General features: G+C 65.6%; 10 protein-coding genes. 8 read left to right on the top strand and 2 right to left on the bottom strand.

Annotated features, from left to right (window positions below; translation table 11 throughout):
• Positions 1-68: 68 nt before the first annotated feature.
• The gene (locus AX284_RS11660; protein ID WP_082731496.1) at positions 69-542 is read right to left on the bottom strand and encodes a pilin; all 474 of its coding nucleotides are present in this window, start codon (positions 540-542) and stop codon (positions 69-71) included.
• Between the two features lie 212 nt (positions 543-754).
• Here AX284_RS11660 and pilB point away from each other — a divergent pair, with 212 nt between their 5' ends.
• From pilB to yacG, 5 genes are all read left to right on the top strand, one after another.
• Entirely contained in the window at positions 755-2,449 is a 1,695-nt protein-coding gene (gene pilB / locus AX284_RS02935) for a type IV-A pilus assembly ATPase PilB (protein WP_068383492.1), read from the top strand.
• A gap of 205 nt (positions 2,450-2,654) precedes the next feature.
• Positions 2,655-3,872 carry a type II secretion system F family protein gene (locus AX284_RS02930; protein WP_027600839.1) on the top strand — a complete coding sequence of 406 codons (1,218 nt, stop codon included), beginning with the start codon at positions 2,655-2,657 and terminating at the stop codon, positions 3,870-3,872.
• Positions 3,872-4,744, top strand: a complete 873-nt coding sequence (locus AX284_RS02925; protein ID WP_068383490.1) for a prepilin peptidase — start codon at positions 3,872-3,874, stop codon at positions 4,742-4,744. Before AX284_RS02930 ends, AX284_RS02925 begins: the two co-directional genes overlap by 1 nt.
• Entirely contained in the window at positions 4,741-5,352 is a 612-nt protein-coding gene (coaE, locus tag AX284_RS02920) for a dephospho-CoA kinase (RefSeq protein WP_068383488.1), read from the top strand. The genes AX284_RS02925 and coaE overlap by 4 nt, the downstream gene beginning before the upstream one ends.
• Positions 5,349-5,546: a DNA gyrase inhibitor YacG gene (yacG, locus tag AX284_RS02915; RefSeq protein ID WP_007160931.1), complete on the top strand. Its 198-nt coding sequence runs from the start codon at positions 5,349-5,351 to the stop codon at positions 5,544-5,546. The genes coaE and yacG overlap by 4 nt, the downstream gene beginning before the upstream one ends.
• 8 nt (positions 5,547-5,554) lie before the next feature.
• Here the strand turns inward: yacG and AX284_RS02910 are convergent, their stop codons facing one another.
• Complete coding sequence (locus AX284_RS02910) at positions 5,555-6,052, bottom strand: hypothetical protein (RefSeq protein ID WP_068383484.1); 498 nt, start codon at positions 6,050-6,052, stop codon at positions 5,555-5,557.
• Positions 6,053-6,234: 182 nt separating this feature from the next.
• Between AX284_RS02910 and recC the strand changes: the two genes are divergently transcribed.
• The 3 genes from recC to recD are packed head-to-tail and all read left to right on the top strand — an operon-like array spanning position 6,235 to position 15,399.
• Positions 6,235-9,666 carry an exodeoxyribonuclease V subunit gamma gene (recC, locus tag AX284_RS02905; protein ID WP_068383482.1) on the top strand — a complete coding sequence of 1,144 codons (3,432 nt, stop codon included), beginning with the start codon at positions 6,235-6,237 and terminating at the stop codon, positions 9,664-9,666.
• Positions 9,663-13,325: an exodeoxyribonuclease V subunit beta gene (gene recB, locus AX284_RS02900; protein WP_068383481.1), complete on the top strand. Its 3,663-nt coding sequence runs from the start codon at positions 9,663-9,665 to the stop codon at positions 13,323-13,325. Before recC ends, recB begins: the two co-directional genes overlap by 4 nt.
• A complete protein-coding gene (recD, locus tag AX284_RS02895; protein WP_068383480.1) occupies positions 13,318-15,399 on the top strand; it encodes an exodeoxyribonuclease V subunit alpha in 2,082 nt (693 codons plus the stop codon). Before recB ends, recD begins: the two co-directional genes overlap by 8 nt.
• The last annotated feature ends 72 nt before the right edge of the window (positions 15,400-15,471 follow it).

Here is a 15,471-nt window from a genome sequence, read left to right as displayed (position 1 = left end):
GTTAGAAGTTAATTTTTTTAAACTAAGATGAGCCTCATTCGGCTCATCTTAGTGCCGCATCTGTTTATTTAGCTATTGCCAGCAGCAGCTGCAGGAGTGGTGGCGCCAGTAGAACGGCACTCAGAAGGTACATACTTGGCATTTGTATCTTTGTCTACAGTGCATGCCCACTGAATTGCATCTGTCGGTACCTTTCCTGCTTCAAGAGCATTTCCAGCAGATTTTGGAGTAAGAGTTAGCACGACGCTTTGTGCTTTAGGTTGGTAGGTAATTTTGATTACACCTGAAGTGTCTGTTATTGCAATGCCTTTTACGTTTGCTGTTTCTGCCGGTGGAGTATAGCCAGTGCCAAGAGCAGCAGAGCCAGCATTAGCATTTTCAACTACAGTAAGTTTTGCAGGAGAGGCTAGGGTCAATCCCTCAGAAATTCGGGCTCGCACGGTGTAATCTTGGTAAGCAGGAATAGCAACTGCCGCCAAAATACCAATGATCGCGACAACGATCATCAGTTCGATCAGGGTAAAACCTTTTTGAGTTCTCATTCTAAATCTCCGAGGTTGGATCAGGCCAACGTGCCTGTCAGGACTTAAGCATAGGCCGTGCCAAAGAAAAATGGCGACTGCAGCACGTTTTCTTCGCGATGGGTGTCAACAAAGGGGCAGGTGATGACAAAAAATGTCAGCTGTCTGGCGCCATTTTGCGGGCGCCTCGGTGGGTGCTATAACGCCTGCTGTAGCCACAGGTAGGAAAGACGATGAACGAGACGGTGATGCTGTCAGGGCTGGCGCGGCAGTTGGTGGATGCGCAGTTGCTGGCGGAAGCGGCGGCCCAGCAGGCGGTGGTCAAGGCCAAGCAGGCCAAGGTGCCGCTGGTGACCTATCTCGTTCAGCAGCGGCTGGTGCAGAGCCGGCCTCTGGCCGAATTGGCTGCTCAAGAGTTCGGCGTGCCCTTTCTTGATCTCGCGGCTATCGACAAGGAGCAGCTACCCAAGGACATCGTCAACGAGAAGCTGATGCAGCAGCATCACTTCCTGCCTTTGAGCAAAAGAGGCAACAAGCTTTTCATCGCGCTTTCCGATCCTACCAACCAGCAGGCCATCAATGATGTGTCCTTTGGCAGCAAGCTAGCCGTCGAGGTTGTGCTGGTCGAGGACGACAAGCTGCACCAAGCCATTGAGCGATATCTGGACACCGGCACGGGTGGCCTAGACCTAGGCGATATCGATCTTGATCTGGAAGCCGATGGCGGCGAGCGGCCGCAGGAAGCCGTAGCCGGTACCGACGCCGACGATGCGCCCGTGGTGAAGTTCGTCAACAAGATGCTGCTCGATGCCATCAAGAAGGGGTCGTCCGACCTGCACTTCGAGCCCTATGAAAAGATGTACCGGGTGCGCTTCCGCACTGACGGCGTCCTCCACGAGGCGGCGCGGCCGCCGGTACAACTGGTGTCACGGATCTCGGCGCGGCTCAAGGTGATGTCCAATATGGATATCTCCGAGCGGCGCAAACCCCAGGATGGTCGGGTCAAGCTGAAGGTATCCAAAACCAAGTCCATCGACTTCCGCGTCAACACCTTGCCCACCCTTTGGGGCGAGAAGATTGTGATGCGGATTCTGGATTCCTCCAGTGCCCAGATGGGGATCGATGCCCTGGGCTACGAGGATGTGCAGAAAGAGCTTTACCTGCAGGCGCTCAAGCAGCCACAGGGAATGATCCTGGTGACCGGGCCGACCGGTTCGGGCAAGACGGTCTCCCTCTATACCGGTCTCAATATCCTCAATACCGAAGACATCAATATTTCCACTGCCGAGGATCCGGTGGAGATCAACCTGGAAGGCATCAACCAGGTCAACGTCAATCCTCGTCAAGGACTCGACTTCTCCCAGGCGCTGCGGGCCTTCCTGCGTCAGGATCCTGACGTGATCATGGTCGGTGAGATTCGGGATCTGGAAACGGCGGAGATCGCCATCAAGGCAGCCCAGACCGGTCACATGGTGATGTCGACCCTCCACACCAACAGCGCGGCGGAAACCTTGACGCGTCTGCGGAACATGGGGGTGCCCGCCTTCAACCTGGCAACCTCGGTCAACCTCATCATCGCCCAGCGGCTGGCGCGCAAGCTGTGCAACAAGTGCAAGCGAGTCCATGAAGTGCCGCGTGAGGCTCTCTTGGCCGAAGGATTTCGCGAGGAAGAGGTTGGTAGCTTTACTCTCTACCAACCTATTGGCTGCGAGGACTGCAATGCCGGTTATCGCGGACGCGTGGGTATCTATGAGGTAGTGAAGGTCACCCCGGCGCTGCAGCAGATGATCATGGAGGAGGGCAACTCCATCGAGATTGCGGCGCGGATGCGGAAAGAGGGCTTCAATGATCTGCGGCGGTCGGGACTGGTGAAGGCGATGCAGGGGATTACCAGTCTGGAAGAGATCAATCGGGTGACCAAGGACTGATGGTTTTCCCTCACCCTAGCCCTCTCCCAGAGGGAGAGGGTACTTGATCAGAGCGGCGGTTGTTGACCGCGCATAAGGCCTCAGCATCACAGGGCAACTCCGGCATATGGCGCGATGCTTGCCTCTAAAGCCACAACCCGCTCTGCACAGAGCATTCTTTTGACAGGTCCGCCAAGGCGGGCCGAGTCTTTGACGAGTCAAGGCCATGGCCGATAAAGCTATCAAGATGGGCAGCTTCACCTGGGAGGGGACCGATCGCAAAGGGACCAAGGTGAAGGGTGAGATGACGGGCTTGAATCCTGCGTTGATCAAGGCGCAGTTGCGTAAGCAGGGGATCAACCCGACCCGGGTGCGCAAGAAATCGGTGTCGCTATTCGGCAAGGGCAAGAAGATCAAGCCCATGGATATCGCCCTGTTCACCCGGCAGCTGGCGACCATGATGAGCGCAGGTGTGCCCCTGCTGCAGGCCTTCGACATCATTGGCGAAGGCTTCGACAATCCCAACATGCGCAAGATGGTGGACGACATCAAACAGGATGTCGCCGCGGGTAACAGTCTGGCCAACTCCCTGCGCAAGCAACCCCAATACTTCGACGATCTCTATTGCAACCTGGTGGACGCTGGCGAGCAATCCGGTGCCCTGGAGACCTTGCTGGATCGAGTGGCCACTTACAAGGAAAAGACCGAGGCGCTGAAAAAGAAGATCAAGAAGGCCATGACCTATCCGGCGGCGGTGATCGTCGTTGCGGTGATCGTCTCGGCCATTCTGTTGATCAAGGTAGTGCCTCAGTTCCAGTCGGTGTTCGAGGGTTTCGGTGCTCAGTTGCCGGCGTTCACGCTCATGGTCATCGCCATTTCCGAGGTCTTGCAGGAATGGTGGTTGCTGGTACTGGGCGGGCTCTTCGTATTGGCTTTCGTCCTGCGGCATTTCTATAAGAAATCGGAGAAGTTCCGCGACGCGGTCGACCGTGGACTGCTGAAAATCCCGTTGATCGGCTCCATTCTCTATAAATCGGCCATTGCCCGTTATGCCCGCACGCTGGCCACCACCTTCGCGGCCGGTGTGCCGCTGGTGGATGCTCTCGACTCGGTGGCGGGTGCGACCGGCAACGTGGTGTTCCGCAATGCCGTGGAGAAGATCAAGGGCGATGTCTCCACCGGCATGCAGCTCAACTTCTCCATGCGTACCACCGGGGTGTTCTCGTCCATGGCCATCCAGATGACGGCCATCGGCGAGGAGTCCGGTTCCCTGGACGAGATGCTGTCCAAGGTCGCGACCTTCTATGAAGACGAGGTCGACAACATGGTCGACAACCTCACCACCCTGATGGAGCCGATGATCATGGCGGTTCTGGGGGTCTTGGTGGGTGGTCTGATCATTGCCATGTACCTGCCCATCTTCCAGCTCGGCTCGGTGGTCTGATGGCGCTGCTGGAGTTCTTGGCCGGCGCGCCGCTGGCCGCGACGCTGTGCGCGCTGATCCTGGGGCTGCTGGTGGGCAGCTTTCTCAATGTGGTGGTCTATCGCCTGCCGGTGATGCTGAGACGCGACTGGCAGGCGGAGGCGCGTGAGGTGCTGGAGCTGCCGGCCGAGCCGGAAGTGGCGCCTTTCAACCTGGCGCGACCCGCTTCCCGCTGCCCCCATTGCCAGCGTGCCGTGCGGCCTTGGGAAAATGTGCCGGTGCTGAGTTATCTGCTCCTGCGCGGTCGTTGCAAGGGCTGCCAGGCGACGATCAGCCTGCGCTATCCGCTGGTGGAGTTGGCCTGTGGACTGCTGTCGGCTTGGGTCATCTGGCACCTAGGCGTGACCTGGCAGGGTGGAGCCTTTCTGCTGCTGACCTGGGGGCTGCTGGCGGCCAGTCTGATCGATGCCGATCATCAGCTGTTGCCGGACGTGATCGTTCTGCCGTTGCTGTGGCTGGGCCTGATCGCCAATCAGTTTGGCCTGTTCACCACCCTCGGCGATGCCGTCTGGGGGGCGGTGGCGGGCTATCTGAGTCTCTGGCTGGTATTTCAGTTGTTCCGCCTGGTGACCGGCAAGGAAGGCATGGGCTATGGCGACTTCAAGCTGCTGGCCCTGCTCGGCGCCTGGGGCGGTTGGCAGATCCTGCCGCTGACCATCCTGCTGTCGTCGCTGGTGGGCGCCATCCTGGGCGTCATCACCCTGCGGTTGCGGCGGGCGGAAACCAGTACGCCCTTGCCCTTCGGTCCCTATCTGGCCGTGGCGGGGTGGATTGCCTTGCTCTGGGGTGATCAAATAACCGGCCTGTACCTGAATTTCGCCGGATTCCGATGACTTCTGCCTGGACCCTCGGCCTGACCGGGGGCATCGGCAGTGGCAAGAGCGCCGCTGCCGAGCATTTCGCCCAGTTGGGCATCACCTGTGTCGACGCCGACCAGGCCGCTCGTTGGGTGGTCGAGCCGGGACGACCGGCGCTGGCCGAGATCGCCAGGCATTTTTCGCCGGCTGTCTTGCAGCCGGACGGCAGCCTGAACCGGGCGGCGCTACGGGCGGCGATCTTTGCCGATCCGGCCCAGCGGCGCTGGCTCGAAGCCCTGCTGCACCCCCTGATTCGCCAGGAAATCCTGGCGGCCCTGGCCCGGGCCGCGTCGCCCTATGCCATCCTGGTGTCGCCGCTGCTGTTCGAATCCGGGCAACGGGCACTGGTCCGCCGCGGGTTGGTGATAGACGCGCCGGAAGCGCTCCAGCTTGAGCGAGCCATGCGCCGTGACGGGGTGGACGAGGCTCAGGTACGAGCCATCCTGGCGGCCCAGCTGTCGCGTGCCGAGCGGCTGGCCAAGGCGGATGACGTCATCTGCAACGACGGCGATCTCGCCACGCTCCACACCGAGGTGGAGCGCCTGCATTCCTTTTATCTGACCCTTGACGGAGGCCAAGCATGAGCACTCTCACCGTGGACTGCCCCACCTGCGGCGCACCCGTGGAATGGAGCGAAAAGAGCGCCAATCGGCCCTTCTGTTCCGACCGCTGCAAACTGATCGACCTGGGGGCCTGGGCGGCGGAAGAGCACGCCATTCCCGGCAACGAGCTGGAAGACGATCTCTATTCCGAAGACCTCAATCGGCGCGGCCACTAGGTCGTGCGCTACAGCCGTTGCGACCAAGCCTTGGCAGTCGCCAGAGCGGCCTGGCGCAGCTTGGCCGCCAGTTCGGGTTTCTCGTATTCCAGCGGACTCGACGCCGTCACCGTATGGATGCGGTCGCGCTTGATAAAGAACACCTGGGTGCCCAGCAAGGGCTTGCTGCAGGCACTGGCGCCTTCGCCGAGGCCGTCGATGGCCTTGCACTCCAGTTGCTCGCTGAGCGATTGCACCTGTCGCCGCAGCTTGGGCAGCGCCCTGCCACCGTTCTCGTAGCCCGCCGACAGGCCCAGCAGATAGTTGGCCGGCTGGCCGGTGTCGCGATCAGTGAAGGCGCAGCCGCCGGCGATCTGCCGGGCATAGGCCAGGGGCAGGCCGGAGGTCTGCTGGAGCAGCGGCAATGGCAACTGGGCCTGCAGGCTGGCGCAGTCGACGGGTTCGCCGTTATCGGCATGGGCGAGGGCAGCGCCCAGGAGCAGGGGAAGGGCAACGAGGAAACGCATGAAAACATCCTGTCGATGGCCAGCGGCCGATAGAGGCCGAGTCTACCGGCTGGAGCCCCGTCTCAGGCGGGAAGACGGGAGCGGCTGTGCGCTGCGTCATGCGTCGGTCAGCACATTGCGGACTAGTATCCGGCGCGGGTGATCCTTACCCTGGCCGCAGACAGCGAACAGCGAGGCGTAGGATGTCCGAGGCGCTCACTCCCGGATTCATGGTGGTACACGGCAACCGGCTCGAAGAGCTGCGCGGCCTGGCGGTCGGCTGGATGCGGCGCTATCCCCTGGCGCCACTGGAAAACGAACAGGTGCTGGTGCAGAGCAATGGCATCGCCCAATGGCTCAAGCTGGCTCTGGCCGAGGATCCGCGCGGGGACGACGAGGGCGGCTGCGGGGTGGCCGCAGCCCTCGAGGTGCAGTTGCCGGCGGCCTTTCTCTGGCGGACCTATCGCCAGGTACTGGGTCGTGACCAGGTACCGCCCTCCTCGCCGCTGGACCGCGCGCCCCTGACCTGGCGCCTGATGCGGCTGTTGCCGACGCTGCTCCTGCAGCCGGACTTCGCCGCGCTGCGGCGCTTTCTCGATGATGACGGCGATCTGCGCAAGAGATACCAGCTGGCCGAACGGCTGGCCGATCTCTATGACGGCTACCAGGTTTATCGCGCCGACTGGCTCAACGACTGGGCGGCGGGTCGCGATCTGCTGGCCAGCCTGCGCGACGGTCGGCGTCCCTTGCCGGAAAGTTGCCGTTGGCAGGCGCAGCTGTGGCGGGCGCTGCTGGATGATGTGGGCGATGGTGGTCTGGCCCGCAGCCGTGCCGGCGTGCACCGGCGCTTTTTGGAGGTGATGCAGGCGGCTACCGAAGCGCCGGCCGGTCTACCGCGGCGGGTGGTGATTTTTGGTCTGTCGGCGATCCCGGCGCAGACCCTCGAAGCTCTTGCTGCCCTGGCCCAGTTCAGCCAGGTACTGCTCTGTGTACACAATCCCTGTCGCCATCACTGGTCCGACATCGTTGCCGACCAGGATCTCCTGCGGCAGAACTATCGGCGCCAGCAGCGCAAGCCGGGCATGCCCCAGACGCTGGATGCCGAAGCGCTGCATCAGCATGGTCAGCCGCTGCTCGCGAGCTGGGGCAAGCAGGGCCGCGACTACATCCACCTGCTGGACGAGTTCGACGAGCCCGACGGTTATCGTCGGCTGTTCGAGGACCTCAACGGCGGACGCATCGATCTCTTCGCCGACACCGAACCCCAGCATCTGCTCGGTCAGTTGCAGGACGATATCCTCGAATTGCGTCCGCTGACCGAGACCCGCGAGCGTTGGCCGGCGGTCGATCCGGCGCGGGACAGGTCCATGCGCTTCCATGTGGCCCACAGTCCCCAGCGCGAGGTGGAGATTCTCCACGACCAGCTCCTGGCGCGCTTCAACAGCGACAGCAGCCTCCGGCCGCGCGACGTCATCGTCATGGTGCCGGACATCGATGCCTATGCGCCGCACATCCGCGCGGTGTTCGGCCAGCTCGACCGCCAGGATCCGCGTTTCATTCCCTTCAGCCTGGCTGACCAGCACCAGCGTGGCTTCCAGCCGCTTTTGATCGCCCTGGAGCATCTGCTGCAGCTGCCTGACAGCCGCTTCGCCCTGAGCGAGATCCTCGACCTGTTGGACGTCCCGGCCCTGCGTACCCGCTTCGGCCTGCGTGAGGGTGACCTGCCGACCTTGCATCTCTGGCTGGAAGGCGCCGGCGTGCGCTGGGGGCTGGATGCCGAGCAGCGCAGTCGCCTCGACCTGCCCGAAGGCCTGACCCAGAACACCTGGCGCTTCGGCCTGAGACGCATGCTGCTGGGCTACGCCGTGGGCAGTGGCGCCGCCCTGGGCGATATCGAGCCCTTCGACGAGGTGGGTGGCCTGGACGCGGCGCTGGTCGGGCCGCTGGTGGATCTGCTCGATGCGCTGGATGCGGCCCAGGCGGCGCTTGCCCAGCCGGCCCGGCCGGCGGAGTGGGGTGCCCGCCTGCAGGCGCTGCTGGCGCTGTTTTTCAGCGCCCAGGACGAGCATGACGAATACCTGCTGGAGCAGCTGGAAAATCTACGCGAGCGCTGGCTCGAACTGTGCGAGGACGTCGCCCTAGACGAAAAGCTACCGCTCACCGTGGTCCGCGAGGCCTGGCTGGCCGGACTGGACAGCGGGGGCCTGGCCCAGCGCTTTCTCGCCGGGGCGGTCAATTTCTGCACCCTGATGCCCATGCGCGCCATTCCTTTCCGGGTGGTCTGTCTGCTGGGCATGCACGACGGTGCCTATCCGCGCATCCAGTCGCCGCTGGATTTCGATCTCATGGCCCAGGACTATCGCCCCGGTGACCGCTCGCGGCGCGAGGACGACCGCTATCTGCTCCTGGAAGCGCTGCTCTCGGCGCGCGATCAGTTCTATGTCAGCTGGGTGGGGCGCAGCATCCGCGACAACAGCGAGCGCCCGCCGTCGGTGCTGGTCGCCCAGTTGCGTGACCATCTCCAGGCCGGTTGGCGGCTGGCGGGGCATGAAGAGGAGCCGGAGCGCCTCCTGGCGGCCCTGACCCAGGAGCATCCGCTGCAACCCTTCAGCGCCCGTTACTTCCGCGGCGAACGTGGGTATTTCAGCTTTGCCGCTGAATGGCTGGGCGTGCATGACCGCACCACGCGCGACGAGGATGCCCTGCTGCCGCTGCTGGTACCCGAAGAGCCCTTGGGCCTCGATGATCTCGCCCGCTTTCTGCGCGGACCGGTGGATCTGTTCTTCGCCAATCGACTCAAGGTGCATTTCGCGGCGCCCGATGCGCCGGCGGAAGACGAAGAGCCCTTCGGTCTGGATGCCCTGACCCGCTACCAGTTGGGCGAAGACCTGCTGACGGCGGCACTGGCTGAGCCGGCCGAGGCCGACCAGGCGCTCATTGCCGCCGCGGAGCGCCTGCGCGGCAGTGGTCGCTTGCCGCTGGCGGGTTTTGGCGAACGGGCCGGGCGGGCCTTGCGCGAGCCTCTGCCTGCCGTGGTCGCCCAGGTCGAGGCCCTGACGCTACGCTGGCCCGAACCCCTGGAAGAGGCCGTGACCCTGGATCTCGAACACAAAGAGCTGCAATTGGTGGCCAACCTCGAACGGCTGCGTCGTGGCCCTGAGGGGCTGCTGGCCCTGACCGCCCAGGCCAATGGGCTGGGCAATACCCGCACTCGCAAGTGGCATCGGCTGCTGCGACCCTGGGTGCAGCATCTGGTCGCCGCGGCGGGTGGCCTGAAATTGACCACCGCGGTGGTGGCGACCGATCTGACCCTGCTGCTGGCGCCGCTGGACGCTGAGCTGGCCCGGCGTCAGCTGAACGAATTGCTTGATGCCTGGGCACTGGGCCAGCGGCGTCCGCTGCCGGTGGCGCCGCGCACCGCCTTCGCCTGGCTGGCCAATGAGCCGGACAAGGCCCTGGCCGCGGCCGAGCAGGCCTATCAGGGCGAGGCGGCGACCCATCCGGCGCTGCGTCGGCAGTATCCGGACTTCACCGCGCTGCTCGCCGACGAGGAATTCGACGGCTGGTGCCAGACCCTCTATGCGCCGGTGCATACCGCCGGCTGGCAGGTGGTTGGTGGGGAGGGACAGGCATGAGCCAGCGTCCGCTCGCCCTGCGCTTTCCGCTGCAGGGCAATCAGCTCATCGAAGCCAGTGCCGGCACCGGCAAGACCTTCACCATCTCCGCGCTCTATGTGCGTCTGGTGCTGGGCCACGGTACGTCCGAGACGGCCTTTGGCCGCGACCTGTTGCCGCCGCAGATCCTGGTGGTGACCTTTACCGAGGCCGCCACCCAGGAGTTGCGCGACCGCATTCGCCATCGCCTGGCCGAGGCGGCGCGCTTCTTCCGTGACGAGATCGTGGCGCCCGATCCCTTGCTTGCCGAATTGCGCGAGGACTTTCCCGCCGAGGCCTGGGCCGATTGCGCCCGGCGCCTGGACATCGCCGCCCAGTGGATGGACGAGGCGGCCGTCTCCACCATCCACAGCTGGTGCCAACGCATGCTGCGCGAGCACGCCTTCGACAGCGGCAGTCTCTTCGTGCAGAACCTGGAGCAGGACCAGAGTGAATTACTCGCCCAGGTGGTGCGCGACTACTGGCGGCGCTTCTGCTATCCGCTGGAGGGCGAGGCGCTGGACTGGGTGATCGAGCACTGGGGCGAACCCCGCGCCCTGGCCTTGCGCCTGCGACCCCTGTTGAGCGAGGCCTTGGGTGCGCCCAGGGGCGAACCCGCCGCCTTGCTGGCCACCGCCCTGGCCGAACGCCGAGAGCGGTTGGCACGGCTCAAGGCGCCCTGGGCCCAGTGGGCGGAAGAGTTGCGCGATCTCTGCCAGGCCGGCTGCGACGCCAAGGTGGTCGATGGTCGCAAATTGCAGAAGCGGTTCTTCGGGCCCTGGTGCGACAAGCTGGTCGCCTGGGCGGACAACCCCACCGGTGAAGACCTCGATATCGGCACCGGCTTCACCCGGCTGACCGAGGAGGGCTTCGCCGAGGTCTGGACCAAGGCCAGCCCGCCGGATCATCCGGCCCTGGCGGCCATGGCGCGCCTGCCCGGGCAACTGGCCGAGCTGCCCAGTCCCGAGGTGCCCCTGCTGGAACACGCCGCGGCCTGGGTGCAGCAGAAATTCGAGCGCGAGAAGCTGCGCCGCGCCGAGCTGGGCTTCGACGACATCCTCACCCGTCTGGATCGGGCACTGCAGGCCGATGGCGCTGGCGCACGACTGGCGGCGCTGATCCGCGAGCAGTTTCCGGTGGCGCTGATCGACGAATTCCAGGACACCGATCCGGTGCAGTACCGCATCTTCAGCACCGTCTACGGCGCAGGAGAGGGCACCGGGCTGTTCCTGATCGGCGATCCCAAGCAGGCCATCTATGCCTTCCGCGGCGCCGATATCCATACCTATCTGCAGGCCCGCCGCGCCAATGCCGGCCACCTGCATTCGCTGGACACCAACTTCCGCTCCACCGCCGCCATGGTCGCGGCGGTCAACCAGGTATTCCAGCATGGCGAGATGACGGCACCGCGCGCCGCCTTCCTGTTCCGCCAGGGCGAGGACAATCCGGTGCCCTTCGAACCGGTCCGCGCCCAGGGCCGGCGCGAAGCTCTGGAGATTGACGGCGTACCGGGCGCAGCTCTGACCTTCTGGCAACTGGCCGGCGACGAGCCGCTGGCCGGTACCGCCTATCGCGCCGCCCTGGCCGAGAGCACCGCCAGCGAGATCGTCCGGCTGCTGAGCTTGGCGGCCGAGGGCAAGGCCGGCTTTCGCCGTGAAGACGGCGAACTGGTGCCGCTGCGGCCCGCCGATATCGCCATCCTGGTGCGCGCCGGCAGCGAGGCCCAGGCGGTCCGCCAGGCCCTGGTGCGCCGTGGGGTGCGCAGCGTCTACCTGTCGGACAAGGATTCGGTGTTCACCGCCCAGGAGGCCCGCTGCCTGCTGGACTGGCTCAAGGCCTGTGCCGAGCCCGATGTGGATCGTCGACTGCGCGCAGCCCTGGGCAGCCTGACCCTCGACCTGCCACTCGCCGAGCTCGATGCCCTCAACCACGACGAGCAGGCCTGGGAGTTGCGGGTGCTGCAATTCCGTGGCTATCGCCAGCTCTGGCGCACTCAGGGCGTGTTGCCCATGTTGCGCCGCCTGCTGCAGGACTTCCGCCTGCCGCAGCGGCTGATGGCCCGCGCCGACGGCGAGCGGGTGCTGACCAATCTGCTGCACCTCGCCGAACTCCTGCAGCGCGCCGCCGGCGAGCTGGACGGCGAACAGGCGCTGATCCGCCACCTGGCCGAGCAGCTGGCCGCCCAAGGCGCCGCCGACGAGCAGATCCTGCGCCTGGAAAGCGACGCCGAGCTGGTCAAGGTGGTGACGGTGCACAAGTCCAAGGGCCTGGAGTATCCGCTGGTGTTCCTGCCCTTCGCCTGCGCCTATCGCGCCGAGGAGGGCGCCAGCCTGCCACTGCGCTATCACGACGACCAGGGGCAGGTGCGCCGTACCTTCAAACCCTCCGCCGAGGAGCTGGCCCGCGCCGACGACGAACGCCTGGCTGAAGACCTGCGGCTGCTCTATGTCGCCCTGACCCGGGCCCGGCACGCCTGCTGGGTCGGGGTGGCCGATCTCAAACGTGGCCGCAGCAAGGAGTCCGGCTTCGCCCGCAGCGCCCTGGGTTATCTGGCCACCGGCGGCGAGCCCCTGGCCAGTTCAGCAGCCCTGGGAACGGCGTTGGCCACCCTGATCGGCGCGCAATCCGACACCCTTATCCTGCCGCTGCCCGAGGCTGATCCGACCCGGCTGCCGGAAGCCCGCGAGGCCCCGGTGACCCTCAGGGCGCTGACGGCCCGTCGCGCGGCCCGCGAGGACTGGTGGATCGCCTCCTACAGCGCCCTGCGCATCGGCACGCGCCTGGGCGAAGCGCGGGAGGAAGGCCAGCTGAACCTGGAGCTGGACCTGGATACCCCGGCGGCCCAGAAGCTGTTCGACGATGACCGTCTCGCCCCGGACGAGGCTCGCCAGCCCGCGGCCGGCGAAGACCTGCATCGCTTTCCCCGCGGCCCCGGTCCGGGCACCTTTCTGCACAGCCTGCTGGAGTGGGTCGGCGAGGAGGGCTTCACCGCCATCCAGGCCGCGCCCGAGCGGCTGGATGATCTGATCGCTCGGCGTTGCCAGCGACGCGGCTGGAATCACTGGATTCCCATCCTGCAGGGCTGGCTGCGCCAGTTGCTGGAGCTGCCGCTGCCCTTGCCGGGGGGAGGCCAGCGCCTGGGCGACCTGGCGCGCTATCAGGTGGAGATGGAGTTCTGGTTCGCCACCCATGGCGTCGATCTGGAGCGGCTGGACGATCTGGTTCGCCGCGGCACCCATGGCGGCCAGGCACGGCCGATGCTGGAGCCGGGCCAGCTCAATGGTCTGTTCAAGGGCTTCATCGACCTGGTGTTCGAGCACGAGGGGCGCTATTTCGTGGTGGATTACAAGTCCAACTGGCTGGGCGCCGAGGCCGGCGCCTATACCCGCGCGGCCATGGAAGCCGCCGTCCTGGCCAAGCGTTACGACCTGCAGTACGTGCTCTACAGCCTGGCCGTGCACCGCCTGCTCAAGGCGCGGCTGCCCGGCTACAGCTACGAGCGCCACTTCGGCGGCGCCGTCTACCTCTTCCTGCGCGGCTGCGATCCCGCCGGCCACGGCGTCTTCGTCGAGCGTCCCGCCCAGGCCCTGATCGAGACCCTGGATCTGCTGTTCAGCGGTGCGGAGATTGCCCATGTCTGATTTCAGCCCCGCTACCGAACGGCTGCTGCGCCTGGCGTCCCTGGCCCAGGAGCGCCCCCTGGCACCGCTCGAACAGCGCGATGACCTCTTTCGCCTGCTGGAGCTCTGGGTGCAGCGCGGCTGGCTGCGCCAGGTGGACCGGGCCTTCACCAGCTTTCTCGGTGAACTCGATCCCCAGGGCGATTCGGCGGTGCTGCTGGCCGCGGCCCTGGCCAGCCATCAGCTCGGCCATGGCCATGTCTGCCTGGATCTCGCCGCCACCCTGCGCAATCCCGATGCCGCCCTGTCGCTGCCGCCCGAGGGCGACGAGGCGCGCGCCTCGCTGTTGCCGTCCCAGTTGCTGCACGGCCATACCCTGGAGGCCTGGCGGCAGGCGCTGCTGGCCAGCGTGCTGGTCGATGCCGACGGCAGCTGTCCGGAGCGACCGCTGGTGCTCGGCGGTGAGCGCCTCTATCTGCGCCGCTACTGGAATTATGAGCGCGCGGTGGCCGCCAGCCTGCGCCAGCGCCTGGCCACCCCCGAGCCGCTGCCGGCGGATCTCGCCGAGCGCCTCGACCGGTTGTTTCCGCCGGACCCCGACGCGGGCGGCGAACCCGACTGGCAGAAGCTGGCCTGCGCCCTGGCGGTGCGTGGTGCCTTCAGCATCGTCACCGGCGGCCCCGGTACCGGCAAGACCACCACCGTGGTACGGCTGCTGGCGCTGCTCCAGGCGCCGGCGGTGGCGGCCGGTCGGCCCCTGCGTATCCGCCTGGCCGCGCCTACCGGCAAGGCGGCCGCGCGGCTCACCGAATCCATCGGCGGCCAGGTCAGTCGCCTGCCGGTGGACGACGAGCTGCGCCGGCACATCCCCACCGGGGTCACCACGGTGCACCGCTTGTTGGGCAGTCGACCCAATACCCGCCACTTCCGCCATCACCACGGGCATCCCTTGCCGCTAGACGTGCTGGTGGTGGACGAAGCCTCGATGATCGACCTGGAGATGATGGCCAGCTTGCTGGCGGCCCTGCCGCCGCGAGCGCGCCTGGTGCTGCTCGGCGACAAGGACCAGCTGGCCTCGGTGGAGGCGGGCGCGGTGCTGGGCGATCTCTGCCGGGATGCCGAAGCCGGACGCTACAGTCCGGCCACCCGGGCCTGGCTGGAAGGGGTGAGTGGCCAGTCGCTGGCCCAGGCGGCGCTGGCGGTCGGCGACGACCAGGGTGACGCCCTGGCCCAGCAGGTGGTGATGCTCAGGCGCTCGCGGCGCTTCGGCGCCGGCAGCGGTATCGGCCAACTGGCGCGCCGGGTCAATGCCCAGGACGGCATGGGCGCGCAGCAGGTGCTGGTCGACGGCGGCTACGCCGACCTGCACCGGGTGCTGCTCAAGGGGCCGGAGGATCGCGCCCTGGAGCGTCTGGTACTGGAAGGACGTGGGCGCGCCCGTGGCTATCGTCATTATCTTGAGGTCCTGCATGAGACGCGGCCGCAACTCGACACCGTTCTGGAGGATCCGGTCTGGACGCGCTGGGCCGGCCAGGTGCTGGCCGCCTTCGACGACTTCCAGCTGCTCTGCGCCGTGCGCAAGGGCCCCTGGGGCGTGGAGGGCCTCAATCTGCGCATCGCCAACGCCCTGTTGACCGCCGGTTTGCTCACGGGCGAGCACGGCTGGTACGAAGGCCGTCCGGTGCTGGTGACGCGCAACGACTACAGCCTGGGGCTGATGAACGGTGACATCGGCATCACCCTCTGCCTGCCGGACGCCAATCAGCCGGGGCGCAAGGTCCTGCGGGTCGCCTTTCCCCGCGGCGATGGCAGCGGCGGTCTTAGATTCGTCCTGCCCAGCCGGTTGGCGGCGGTGGACACGGTGTTCGCCATGACCGTGCACAAGTCCCAGGGCTCGGAATTCGCCCACACGGCGCTGCTGCTGCCCGAGCAGCTCAGTCCGGTGCTGACCAAGGAGCTGGTCTATACCGGCATCACCCGGGCACGCGATGATTTCACCCTGATCGAGGCCCGCGGCGGCATCTTCGCCGAGGCCGTGGCCCGTCGAGTCCGCCGTGTCAGCGGCCTGGACTTGGATTTGCGAAACACTGTGTAAATGTACAGATAAATGCTGGACGCTCCTCCTGCGCCTGCCTAAGGTGAGGGGAGCCGTCCGCGATGAGAGCGC

This window comes from Pseudomonas sp. HUK17, assembly GCF_001566765.1.
This window is presented reverse-complemented; position numbering and strand designations above follow the sequence as displayed.

Excerpts from the sequence above, each read along its gene's own strand:
- AX284_RS11660 (WP_082731496.1), bottom strand. The coding sequence starts at position 542 with ATGAGAACTCAAAAAGGTTTTACCCTGATCGAACTGATGATCGTTGTC.
- pilB (WP_068383492.1), top strand. The coding sequence starts at position 755 with ATGAACGAGACGGTGATGCTGTCAGGGCTGGCGCGGCAGTTGGTGGAT.
- AX284_RS02930 (WP_027600839.1), top strand. The coding sequence starts at position 2,655 with ATGGCCGATAAAGCTATCAAGATGGGCAGCTTCACCTGGGAGGGGACC.
- AX284_RS02925 (WP_068383490.1), top strand. The coding sequence starts at position 3,872 with ATGGCGCTGCTGGAGTTCTTGGCCGGCGCGCCGCTGGCCGCGACGCTG.
- coaE (WP_068383488.1), top strand. The coding sequence starts at position 4,741 with ATGACTTCTGCCTGGACCCTCGGCCTGACCGGGGGCATCGGCAGTGGC.
- yacG (WP_007160931.1), top strand. The coding sequence starts at position 5,349 with ATGAGCACTCTCACCGTGGACTGCCCCACCTGCGGCGCACCCGTGGAA.
- AX284_RS02910 (WP_068383484.1), bottom strand. The coding sequence starts at position 6,052 with ATGCGTTTCCTCGTTGCCCTTCCCCTGCTCCTGGGCGCTGCCCTCGCC.
- recC (WP_068383482.1), top strand. The coding sequence starts at position 6,235 with ATGTCCGAGGCGCTCACTCCCGGATTCATGGTGGTACACGGCAACCGG.
- recB (WP_068383481.1), top strand. The coding sequence starts at position 9,663 with ATGAGCCAGCGTCCGCTCGCCCTGCGCTTTCCGCTGCAGGGCAATCAG.
- recD (WP_068383480.1), top strand. The coding sequence starts at position 13,318 with ATGTCTGATTTCAGCCCCGCTACCGAACGGCTGCTGCGCCTGGCGTCC.